A 9,876-nucleotide genomic window follows, 5' to 3' on the forward strand; every position below is an offset into this window, starting at 1 on the left:
ATGAACTCCTCTCCACCCTCCGCGAGCAGTGCCGGGCTGGCCCTCAACCAGCCCGGCCCCGACATCACCACCCGCGCCAAGGACGTGGAAGGCGGCCCGGCCGCCATCGTCACCGTCGGCACGTTGGCGCTAGCCAACCTCGACCTGGTCGAGCGCGTGCACTCCGGCGCGCCGCTGAACACTCCCGACCCCGCCAGTTCTACGGCGGCGGCGAAGCCGACTACCCCACCCACGCCACCTGAGAAGCCGTTGCCTTGATCCACGTCATGACTAGTTCTTATCGAAGGGACTTGACCCTCATGTCCGAGCAGATTCTGCCCGCCGCCCTGCCCACCACGCTGCCCACCACTGGCCGCGCATGGCACCTGGAGACCCGCCCGCAGGGCTGGCCGGTGCCCTCTGAGTTCTCGCTGAGGGAGGTAGAGATCCCCGCGCCCGGCCCGGGTCAACTCCTGGTCGCCAACGAGTACCTCTCGGTCGACCCCTACATGCGCGGGCGGATGAGCGACAAGAAGTCCTACATTGAGCCGTACGAGGTGGGCGAGCCGATGGACGGCCCCGCAGTCGGCCGCGTCCTGGCCTCCAACGCGGACGGCTTCGCGCCCGGCGACCATGTCCTGCATGTCCTCGGCTGGCGCGACTACGCGGTGCTCGACGCGGTGACCGCCCAGAAGGTGGACCCGAATCTGGCGCCGCTCACCGCTTACCTGGGCGTGCTCGGCGTCACCGGCCTCACCGCGTACATCGGGCTGGAGCGGTTCGCGAAGATCAAGGAGGGCGACACGGTCTTCGTCTCCGGCGCGGCGGGCGCAGTGGGCAGCCAGGCCGGTCAGATCGCCAAGCTGAAGGGCGCCGGACGGGTGATCGGCAGCGCGGGCTCGGACGAGAAGGTCAAGCTGCTGGTCGAGGAGTACGGCTTCGACGCGGCGTTCAACTACAAGAACGGGCCGGTCGCCGAGCAACTGGCGCAGGCAGCGCCGGACGGCATCGACGTCTTCTTCGACAACGTCGGGGGCGAGCACCTGGAGGCGGCGATCGGCGCACTCAAGCTGCACGCACGCATCGTCCTGAGCGGCATGGTCTCGCAGTACAACGATGAGAAGGTGGTCGGGCCGCGCAACCTGTGGAACCTGTCGGTGACGCGTTCGGACATCCTGTCGTTCATGTTCAGCGAAGAGCTGGACCTCCAACCGGAGTTCGTACGTGAGGTCGGCGGCTGGCTTGCCGGGGGCAAGCTGCGCTACCGCGAGACAGTGAGGGATGGCCTCGAGAACACCCTGGATGCCTTCCTCGCACTGATGCGGGGCGAGAGCGTCGGAAAGATGATCGTCAAGCTCTGAGCTGTTTCCGAGAGCAGGGCACACGTCAGCGTCGCCGACCTCATCAAGGTGGCCAACCTGACCCACGGCGGCTTCTACGAGCGTCTCCAAGGAGGTGCTCATAGAAGCCGCCGCCCACGCCTCGACGAACTCGCTGCCAAGGAGGTCCACGGGTCTCACGCTACCGACGACCTGATCACCATGGTCGGCGACCTACGCAAGCGCGAGATCGGCTTCACCTCGCTGCACGAGAAGCTCGACACCACCACGCCCGGCGGACGGCTGGTCTTCCACGTCTTCGCCGCCTTGGCGGAGTTCATCCGCGAGCTCATCGTGGCTGGCACCCACGGGGGCCTGGCCGCTGCCCGCGCGCGGCCGCACCGGCGGCCGCCCCACCGTCGTCAACACTGAGTTGCTGAAGGCGGCCCGTGATCTGCTACCTGACCCCGGGCGGTCGGTGACCTCGATCGCCAAGCTGCTCGGTGTGAGTGTCGGTACCCTCTACAACCACATCCCCGATCTCCAAGAGCTCCGCTCAGGACAGCACACGACGACCCCTATCAAGAAGGCCTGACCTCGGAAAGATGCCTCGTTCGGGGCAGATGACACACCGCTGGCGGGCATCGCGACCACCAAGATCAATCTCACCGATAACGGTTGTACCGCTGTTCCTCAGCCCCCGGCCACCCTGGGCATCATCGTCATGTCGGCTTGCATAACTTCTAGTGCCAATATCCGTCGTGGTGGTCGACCAGGTGCTGGGCGTCCGGGCCGGCCGAAGCGGCGGCGACTGTGAGGTCGGCCTCTCGGAGGATCTCCGACCGCACCAGCGGCGGCACCGACGCCGCCGGCACCTCCTGGCCGTCGCGGTGGAAGGTCATCGGGTTGGTCGCGCACAGCGCGTCCAGGTCCCAGCCCTCGTCGGACATGCCCACGACAACGCGCAGGAGCCAGCGGGCCTGCCAGCCCGCAAGGTCGCGCACCACCTCGCCCTGTCCCTCGTGACAATCGTGCTCCCAGTAGCCGATCGACACGCCGGTCCAGCCGTGCCGGATCAGCTCCGTCCGGGCCAGGTCGTAGCGCACGACGTGACCGGCGACGCGGTCCGGCTCTTCCATATACACCTCGCGGAGGACTTGTTCGAACGGCTGCGCCAGACCCCTCTCGCGCCACCCACCCACCTCCTCGGCGCTTGCGCCGGCCGGGTGCCACAACGCGACAGGGCCCTCGGGGCGGCGCCCGGCCAGTTCCCAGCCGTCGACGGTTCTGACTGGCAGGCCAGAGGGGCCGCCGGGGACCCGCCACACCAGGGTGCGTGCGTCGGGGCCAGTGACGGGGTGGTCGAGGAGGTACTCGCCGACCTCACGCCAGGTCCATTCGCGCTGGTGGATGAGCGCCTGTTCCAGGCGGTAGCGCGCGGCCATGCGCGCCTGCTCGACCTCTCTGGGCGTGGCGGCGGCGGGCAGAGTGCGGTCGAGGAACTGGTCGCGGGTCAGCGCCGCCGCGTCGGCGAGCGCGTCGAGCGCGCGAGTGACATTCTCCTGTACGGACGCCGCCCGCACCCGCGTCTGAATGAGCGCCAGTGGGGTGACTGTCTCGGGTCCGCCCCGGCGGGCCAGCACGCCGACAGCCCCGTTGGCGACGGTCTCGCTGCGGCAGGTGGAGCCGGGGCCATCGTGGCCGGTGCCGCAGGTGACGGCGGCGTCGGCGAGCAGCGACGGGACCCAAGGTTCGTCAATGACCTCGCAGGTCCAGATCAGGCCGCGCGCCACCGAGACGGTCCGGCCCTTCAGGAAGCGGTCCTCGCTCCAGCTGATGTCGGCGTGGTGGCAGACGAACGGGCCGCCCCGGTAGGCGGCCAGGCGGGTGACCAGCTCGTGGACCAGGGCGATGGCCTCAGGAGTGAGCAGGTCGCAGACGACCGGCAACCAGCCGTCGCCTGGGGCCGGCGTGTCGGCGGCGGCCCAGTGACGCAGCAGCGGCAGCATTCCAGCCAAGCGGAGACCGTACTCCTCGGCCAGCATCGTGGCGAAGGGGTCGGCCTCCCCGATCACGTTTCTGACCGCACCGGCTGGGCCCTCCTCGGTGAGCAGGCTCTCCAGGAGCGGCTGGAGCTCTCCGAGGTCCGTCAGGTGGCCGAACAGGTCGCGGCGCTGTTGCAGATGGAGCAGGTGGGCGGCCGACAGCGGGATCCGATAGAGCTCCTCGTGGCGGGTGTGGCCCTGGCGGGCCCAGTAGCCGGCGCGTTCGGCCAGGTTCCAGGCGTCGTCGGGCGTCCAGTCGACGGCGCGCCCGGCCACGGTGCGGACCAGGCGCAGGACGCGCTCGTCGTAGTCGTGGCCGCCCTGCGGGCCGAGCCAGAGCCTGGTGTGGGCGTAGGTGCCGTAGAGGCGCCAGTCGGTGCCAGGTCCGGGGTCGAGGCCCTGCTCGGTGAGGGCGTCGAACCGCCGGTAGGCCTCCTTGGTAGCCGGTTCCAGATAGTCCCAATTCCCCGCGAACGTCACCCGGTGATCGTAGTCGCACGATGTCCGAATGAAGATCGCCGTTCTTGACGACTACCAGCGGGTTGCTCGAGACCTGGGTGTCCGGCGTCCTTCTCCCGGAGGTGGCCCCAGCCGCCATCTAGCGACACAGCCCTGTTCACGGAGGTGCCAAGCTGGGGTTTGCCTCTCAGCTGTGCGTGTTCTCAAAAGTCGTGACCGTCTCCGCTCCCGAGAACACGATCTTCTCGGGAACCAGTTGACCTGCGCAGATCAGCATCCCGTTCCATCGCACAGACGGTTGGCGCTGATAATGATCACGATGTGGGCGGCAGCCTTCGAGTCTCGGCGCGCCCCGCATCTGCTGGACGACCACACCGTGGAGCGGATCAAGCAGGTATTCGGGTGTTGAGCGCAGCGGACAGACGGCCCCCCGGGCCGCCGGTGTTCCGATGGGGGACTCCCAAACGGAACACCCACGAACGGCCACAACTCCAGCCACAAGACTGGGGGTCGCCATCGAGACAACGTGACCGCTCGCCAATCCGGGCGGCGGCGGCTGGGACAAGTCCAACGGAAGGACGCCGGCTGGGCGCCCCGGCGGTTTCGCAGGACGGCCGAAAAACATGACACAAGGCGTCGGGTTTTAGAGCGATCATCGGTTCACCGGTCAGCGCCGATGTGAGTGTGGACCGGGGCCTCACAGATAGACAAGGACCTCAATGCGCGAAACCCCCGAGGAGCTCAAGGAACTTCAGGCTCTCCTCGAAGCCTCCCTTTCCCGCTCTACCTTGCACCTCCGCTCGATCGTCACCGAGAACACCCTGACCGCGGAGCAGCTCACCCGGATCCTGACCGGAATGTGCACCCTTGCCCTGTCCACCGTGACGGCGAAGGGCGAGCCGCGGATCAGCGGTGTGGACGGGCACTTCCTGCACGGCAAGTGGCACTTCGGCACGGCGCGCGGCGCCGCCAAGGCCCGCCGTCAGCGCCGCGCACATGCGCGGTGAGGACCTGGGCGTGTTCACCCACGGCACGGTGGAGATCCTCAACCCTGAGGACAGCGAACCGGCCGAGGACTGGCCGGACCTGCTCGCCTACTTCAAGGATTTCTACGGCGACTTCTCCGACTGGGACAACGACGTGGTCTACTACCGGCTGCATCCGCACTGGATGACCGCCTACGCCCCCGGCGTCGACAAGCTCACTTCGGTGCTGCGGTCCTGATCTGCAGTTGGGCGGCGACGACGTCCAGGACCTCGTTCGGCACCTCCAGCGGATCGGCCAGGAAGCACCCCAGGTAGCGGACGGTCACGAGCTGGAGGACGAAGCCGCACCGGATGTGCCGGCCACGATGCCCCTTGATGAGGGCCATGTCCTCGTTGTCGAGAAAGAAGATCTTCTCCATCTCGGCCCGGGAGTCGACCGTCGATGGCTGGGCGGGGCCGGCCTCCTGGCGGCGCAGCTCGTGGTGGCGGCGCAGCTCGCGCCTGAAGGCAATCGTTATCTGGGGTTCTCAAGCGAAGTAGCTGGTCAGCAGCTTGAAGGCCTGTCAGGCATGTAAGGCAAGCAGGCTGCCCCGCGGCTGCCGCCTGGGACTCAAGCGACCCGTTGTTGTGAGGATGCCGGAAGGAAAACGTCCGGAATGCGCCCTAGCATGCGGACCATGACCGACGACACCGTCATTAGCGAGCCGTCCCTGACCGCCGGCGAAGTTGAGATGCTGCTGTTCGCCCTCGACCGCTCCCGTGCCACGTTCGCTTGGAAAACCGGAGGCCTGGACGCCGCCGCCCTGAACCGGCCGCACCCGCCGAGCACGATGACCGTGGCTGGATTGATCAAGCACCTGACCCGGGTCGAGGAGGAGACGGCGGCTTGGCGCCTGTTCGGGGAGCGGCCCACGCCGCCCTGGGACAGCGCCGAACACGGTTGGGAATGGGAAGCCGCTGCCAGCGACACGCCTGAGGAGCTCTATGCCCGTTGGCGCGAGGCCGTGGGCCGCACTCGGGCTGCCGTGGCCAGGGTGCTGGCCGACGGCGGCCTCGACCGGACCGCTGGGTTCACCGTCACCGAGGACGGCCAATCGCCCAACGTGCGCCGTGTCCTGGTCGACCTTCACGACGAATACGCCCGGCACGTTGGTCACGCGGACCTGTTCCGCGAGGCGATCGACGGCCTGGTGGGCGAGGATCCGCCCCAGCCTGAACGAGTTCCCTGAGCAAGCTGTTGATCTTCGTCATAGACACGTTGAGCAGTGATGCCTTCAGACCAGCAGACCCAGTGCCAAGGTCGGGGGCTTTCGCGGTGCCGGGCCCTGCACCCGGCACCGCGATGGCTCAGGCGGTGCGCTTGGCCCAGAAGTGCCCGCCGATCGGCACGGACAGCGACAGCGCGCTGGCCTGGGACGAATTGGGTTGTGCCAGGTGCCGGAGGTTCGCGACGTTCTTGGTCGGCAGAGCGCCGCCAGGACCTGACACTGCGGTGGGGTGGAACCACTTCTGGCTGTCGGTGTTGTTGCAGGCGGCCACGACCACATCCACGGTGTTCTTGGCGGTCAGGCACAGCGGAGAGCCCGTCTCCAGGCTGGCCCGCAGCGTGTAGATGAAAGCGGGCTGCCCGCCACCCGAGGAGACGGTCGCCGTCTGCGCCCACTGACCCAACGCGCTGTTGAGGTCGGACCGCAGGACGACGAAGGAGCCGTTGAAGTTCGCCTGCGCGGTCAGGACCAGCTTGGAGGCGTTGCCGCGGTATTCGAGCTCCTTGTACACGGTGGCGGCCTGTGCCGGCGAGGCGAGCGCGACACCGGTTCCGGCCACGCACATGGCGGCGGCGAACGCAGCGGCACGTCTCAGTCTTCGTGATTCGAACATATTTCCCTCCTGATGAAGCGGCCCACTGCGAACTGGCAGTGGCGTGACATGGTGGTAGTACTCCTGCGGTAACGAGGACCGCCGCGGAGATGTGATCCGCAGAACGAGTTTGAGCTGAGTGCGTCTTTAGCCGCACACTCTTTCCGGCTGAGCGGAAACACTGATCCGGTGCTGAGAATCCACGTCACCCCGCAGGACCTGCTGCACCTGCGGTTCGCGCCACAGCCCGCGCCCATGGTGGAGCTGACGCTCGCGGTGATGATGTTGCGCCGGCGTAGGGTCGGAGTGCTCGACCGGTGGCGGCACCGGGCGCTGCGCGCCTTCCCGCCAGAGGCGCGGCCGCTGCTGGAGCTGGCGTTCCCGGACTCCGGCCCGGAATACCTCGACACGCTGGAGCCGGATTTCGACCTGGCCGTGGACGCCGTGCTGTCCGCACCGCCCCAGCTGGTGCGGATGTCGCTGGACGATCCCCTGGCCCCACACCCGGTCACCCCTTGGGCCCGCCGGCTGGCCTTGGGCGACCGAGAGGCACAGCTGATCTTGGAGCGGGCACTGCGCAGCGCTCACGCGGCCCTGCTCGACCCGGTGTGGCGCCGAGTGGTCACCGGCTTTCGCGCGGATCTGGCCCACCGCACCGGCTTGCTCTTGTCTGGAGGAGTGGGTACGGCCATGGCCTCGGTGTTTCCCGACGCCCGCTGGCACGGCAACGTCCTGGAAATCAGCGCTCCAGGAGAACACGACGTGCATCTCAACGGGTCGGGCGCGGTCATGCTGCCGGTGGCTTTCTGGACCGGCCCACCGGTGATGAGCAGAGCCGTTCCGGGGCGGCCGCGGCTGGTGATGTATCCCGCCCGCATCCCGCTCCCGCTCATCGCCGACGACCACGGGGCTCCAACGCGCTCGCTCACGGCTCTCCTGGGCCGCACCCGCGCCTCCGTCCTTCACGCCGTCGTGGACGCACCGGCCAGCACCACCTCCGAGCTGGCCCGCCACCTGAACATCTCACCCGGCCGAGCAAGCGAACACGCTGCCGTCCTGCGAGAAGGTGGGCTCATCACCAGTCACCGCCACCGCAACACCGTGCTCCACAGCGTCACCGAGCTCGGTCGCGGCCTCCTCGGTTGACGGTGCACGCCCGACGGGCGGATCTGGATCTAATGGGCCTATCTGTCTGATGCGGCTCTTGGTGCGCGTCAGGTGCCTGCTTCCTGGTGTGCTGTTGCGGGACCTCCGCTGATGAGTGGCAGCCATAGCACGAACCTGGCCCCACGTGGCGAGTCCTCGACCGTGAGGGTGCCGTGGTGGTTGTGCGCGATGTCGCGGGAGATGGCCAGGCCGAGCCCGCTTCCGCCGGGGTCGCGGCGGCGGCCGTCGTCGAGGCGGACGAACCGTTCGAAGACGCGTTCGCGGTGGGTCGGTGGGATGCCGGGCCCGTCGTCGGTCACCGTGACCGCGACCCTGTCGTCGGCCGGCTCGACGCTGACCTCCACGGTGGACTCGGTGTGCCGCAGAGCGTTGGCCAGGAGGTTGTCCAGCACGCGGATCAGCTGCATGCGCGAGCCGCAGATCTTCAGTCCGGCGGGTGCGTGGAGGGTGATCGGCACGGAGATCGGCGCGGCCGAGGACTGCGCGCTCACCTCGGTGGCGACGAGCTCGCCGAGATCGATCGTCTCCGGGGGCAGCGGATCGGTGGCCCGGAGACGGGCGAGCAGCAGCAGGTCGTTGACGATCGCTTCCAGCCGGCCGGCGGTGGTCAGCGCCGTCTGGAGCGTTTGCCGGGCGTCGACGTCGTCGGGGTAGAGCAACGCCTCCTCCAGTTGCGCGCGCAGCCCCGCGATAGGGGTGCGCAGCTCGTGGCTGGTCGTGGAGGCGAACTGGCGTAGCTGCTCCACCGCACCGTCGAGCTGGCTGAGGGTCTGGTTCGTGGTGGTGGCGAGCCGGGTGATCTCGTCGTCGCCCGGCGGTACGGGAACACGCAGGCCGAGGTCGCTCACCGTGATCTGGGAGATCCTGGCCCTGATCGCCTCGACGGGGCGCAGCGTGCGCCCGGCCAGCACCCATGCGGTCCAGGCCGCGACGGCGGTGATCAGGGCGATCCCGGTCGTAATGGTGTATTCGAGGTCGTGTGTGGCCAGCAGGCCCGGTTCCGGGATGCCGGCGTACACGACGCCCGCGTCCGGCGCGGGCGACAGGCGGATGGCGTGCAGCAGGATGCATCGGCCGTGTGGCGGGCACTCACTCTGCGGCTGGAAACGGGCGTCGGCCGGAGGCCGGAGCCGGCTCAGCGGCACGGTCGCGGAGGCCATCCGGCTGGACTCCACGACGCGCTGGTGGGCGTCCACGACCTGGATCAGGTCGGCGGGTGAGTTGGCGGGGATCGGGCGTGGCACGACGCCGCTGCGGGCGGCCGGGCTCCACTGGCTCGCCACCCGTTCGGCCTGGTGGAAGGTGTCGGACTGGAAGCGGTAGCGGATCGTGAGGTCCAGGGCCACGCCGAGCACCACCAGGATGCTCAGCGCGAAGAGAGCCGCGATGACCGTACACCGCGCCCGGATGGAACGAGGGCGTGGAAGGAGCGGCATATCACCTCCGTAGGTCAGAAGCCGTCGAACCGATGCAGGACCGGCGCCCTGCGACGTCACGTCAGTCATGTGCCTTCACCAGTTGCTCGGCCACGGTGTCGAGCAGTTCCAGCCAGGACTTCTCGAATGTGCCGATGCCCTTGTCTTCGAGTACCCGGAACACGTCGGTCAGGTCGACACCGACCTCAGCGAGTCGAGCGAAAACCTCCCGCGCCTGCGTGATCGTGCCGCTGATCGTGTCGCCAGTGATACGGGCGTGATCGGCGACGGCGAGGAGAGTCGTCTCCGGCATGGTGGTGACGGTGCCGGGGGCGACGAGCTCGTCGATATAGCGGGTGTCGCGGTACTGGCGGTTCTTCACGCTTGTGGAAGCCCAGAGCGGGCGCTGAGGCCGGGCGCCCGCGGCGGCCAGTGCCTGCCACCGGTCCGTGGCGAAGAGCCCCTCGAACACACCGTAGGCCAGGCGGGCGTTGGCGATCGCGGCCTGGCCGCGCAGCGACCTGGCCGCGTCGGTGCCGATGGCGTCAAGCCGCCTGTCGACCTCGGTGTCCATGCGGGACACGAAGAACGACGCCACCGACGCGATGCGGCCGAGGTCGTGGCCGTTGGCCTTGGCCTGCTCGAG

General features: G+C 68.4%; 12 protein-coding genes. 7 read left to right on the forward strand and 5 right to left on the reverse strand.

The genetic code is table 11. From position 1 onward, the window contains the following. From ACIBQ1_RS49060 to ACIBQ1_RS49070, 3 genes are read left to right on the forward strand one after another with little or no spacing between them, the layout of a single operon-like run. Positions 1–258, forward strand: a complete 258-nt coding sequence (locus ACIBQ1_RS49060; RefSeq protein ID WP_397288642.1) for a hypothetical protein — start codon at positions 1–3, stop codon at positions 256–258. A 41-nt stretch (positions 259–299) separates the two neighbouring features. Next, on the forward strand, positions 300–1,340 hold the full coding sequence (locus ACIBQ1_RS49065) for an NADP-dependent oxidoreductase (protein ID WP_397288644.1): 1,041 nt from the start codon (positions 300–302) through the stop codon (positions 1,338–1,340). A 48-nt stretch (positions 1,341–1,388) separates the two neighbouring features. Further along, the gene (locus ACIBQ1_RS49070; RefSeq protein WP_397288646.1) at positions 1,389–1,730 is read left to right on the forward strand and encodes a recombinase family protein; all 342 of its coding nucleotides are present in this window, start codon (positions 1,389–1,391) and stop codon (positions 1,728–1,730) included. 311 nt (positions 1,731–2,041) lie between these two features. Here the strand turns inward: ACIBQ1_RS49070 and ACIBQ1_RS49075 are convergent, their stop codons facing one another. Beyond that, positions 2,042–3,823 (reverse strand): DUF4132 domain-containing protein, encoded by a 1,782-nt coding sequence (locus tag ACIBQ1_RS49075; RefSeq protein ID WP_397288648.1) that lies wholly within the window; start codon positions 3,821–3,823, stop codon positions 2,042–2,044. 698 nt (positions 3,824–4,521) lie between these two features. Between ACIBQ1_RS49075 and ACIBQ1_RS49080 the strand changes: the two genes are divergently transcribed. Next, positions 4,522–4,809 carry a hypothetical protein gene (locus tag ACIBQ1_RS49080; RefSeq protein WP_397288650.1) on the forward strand — a complete coding sequence of 96 codons (288 nt, stop codon included), beginning with the start codon at positions 4,522–4,524 and terminating at the stop codon, positions 4,807–4,809. Further along, positions 4,799–5,026, forward strand: coding sequence for a hypothetical protein (locus ACIBQ1_RS49085; protein WP_397288652.1), 228 nt, complete (start codon positions 4,799–4,801; stop codon positions 5,024–5,026). Before ACIBQ1_RS49080 ends, ACIBQ1_RS49085 begins: the two co-directional genes overlap by 11 nt. Here ACIBQ1_RS49085 and ACIBQ1_RS49090 read toward each other — a convergent pair. Continuing rightward, on the reverse strand, positions 5,004–5,207 hold the full coding sequence (locus tag ACIBQ1_RS49090; protein WP_397288654.1) for a DUF4158 domain-containing protein: 204 nt from the start codon (positions 5,205–5,207) through the stop codon (positions 5,004–5,006). The two genes, ACIBQ1_RS49085 and ACIBQ1_RS49090, sit on opposite strands and share 23 nt — an antisense overlap. Before the next feature lie 258 nt (positions 5,208–5,465). On the opposite strand from ACIBQ1_RS49090, the gene ACIBQ1_RS49095 reads away from it, so the two are divergent. Continuing rightward, positions 5,466–6,017 carry a DUF664 domain-containing protein gene (locus tag ACIBQ1_RS49095; RefSeq protein WP_397288656.1) on the forward strand — a complete coding sequence of 184 codons (552 nt, stop codon included), beginning with the start codon at positions 5,466–5,468 and terminating at the stop codon, positions 6,015–6,017. Between the two features lie 118 nt (positions 6,018–6,135). Here ACIBQ1_RS49095 and ACIBQ1_RS49100 read toward each other — a convergent pair whose 3' ends face one another. Beyond that, positions 6,136–6,669, reverse strand: coding sequence for a hypothetical protein (locus ACIBQ1_RS49100; RefSeq protein ID WP_397288658.1), 534 nt, complete (start codon positions 6,667–6,669; stop codon positions 6,136–6,138). 168 nt (positions 6,670–6,837) lie between these two features. On the opposite strand from ACIBQ1_RS49100, the gene ACIBQ1_RS49105 reads away from it, so the two are divergent. Next, positions 6,838–7,794 (forward strand): MarR family transcriptional regulator, encoded by a 957-nt coding sequence (locus tag ACIBQ1_RS49105; protein ID WP_397288660.1) that lies wholly within the window; start codon positions 6,838–6,840, stop codon positions 7,792–7,794. A 68-nt stretch (positions 7,795–7,862) separates the two neighbouring features. Here the strand turns inward: ACIBQ1_RS49105 and ACIBQ1_RS49110 are convergent, their stop codons facing one another. Together ACIBQ1_RS49110 and ACIBQ1_RS49115 are read right to left on the reverse strand one after the other, a co-directional pair. After that, positions 7,863–9,251 carry a sensor histidine kinase gene (locus ACIBQ1_RS49110; protein ID WP_397288662.1) on the reverse strand — a complete coding sequence of 463 codons (1,389 nt, stop codon included), beginning with the start codon at positions 9,249–9,251 and terminating at the stop codon, positions 7,863–7,865. Positions 9,252–9,312: 61 nt separating this feature from the next. Next, a partial coding sequence (locus tag ACIBQ1_RS49115) for a transaldolase family protein (protein ID WP_397288664.1) occupies positions 9,313–9,876 on the reverse strand: 564 nt, incomplete at its 5' end.

This window comes from Nonomuraea sp. NPDC050153, from assembly GCF_044460125.1.
Taxonomy (GTDB): domain Bacteria; phylum Actinomycetota; class Actinomycetes; order Streptosporangiales; family Streptosporangiaceae; genus Nonomuraea.

Coding starts and splice junctions, on each gene's coding strand:
- ACIBQ1_RS49060 (WP_397288642.1), top strand. CDS start 1: ATGAACTCCTCTCCACCCTCCGCGAGCAGTGCCGGGCTGGCCCTCAAC.
- ACIBQ1_RS49110 (WP_397288662.1), bottom strand. CDS start 9,251: ATGCCGCTCCTTCCACGCCCTCGTTCCATCCGGGCGCGGTGTACGGTC.
- ACIBQ1_RS49065 (WP_397288644.1), top strand. CDS start 300: ATGTCCGAGCAGATTCTGCCCGCCGCCCTGCCCACCACGCTGCCCACC.
- ACIBQ1_RS49095 (WP_397288656.1), top strand. CDS start 5,466: ATGACCGACGACACCGTCATTAGCGAGCCGTCCCTGACCGCCGGCGAA.
- ACIBQ1_RS49085 (WP_397288652.1), top strand. CDS start 4,799: ATGCGCGGTGAGGACCTGGGCGTGTTCACCCACGGCACGGTGGAGATC.
- ACIBQ1_RS49100 (WP_397288658.1), bottom strand. CDS start 6,669: ATGTTCGAATCACGAAGACTGAGACGTGCCGCTGCGTTCGCCGCCGCC.
- ACIBQ1_RS49090 (WP_397288654.1), bottom strand. CDS start 5,207: ATGGAGAAGATCTTCTTTCTCGACAACGAGGACATGGCCCTCATCAAG.
- ACIBQ1_RS49080 (WP_397288650.1), top strand. CDS start 4,522: ATGCGCGAAACCCCCGAGGAGCTCAAGGAACTTCAGGCTCTCCTCGAA.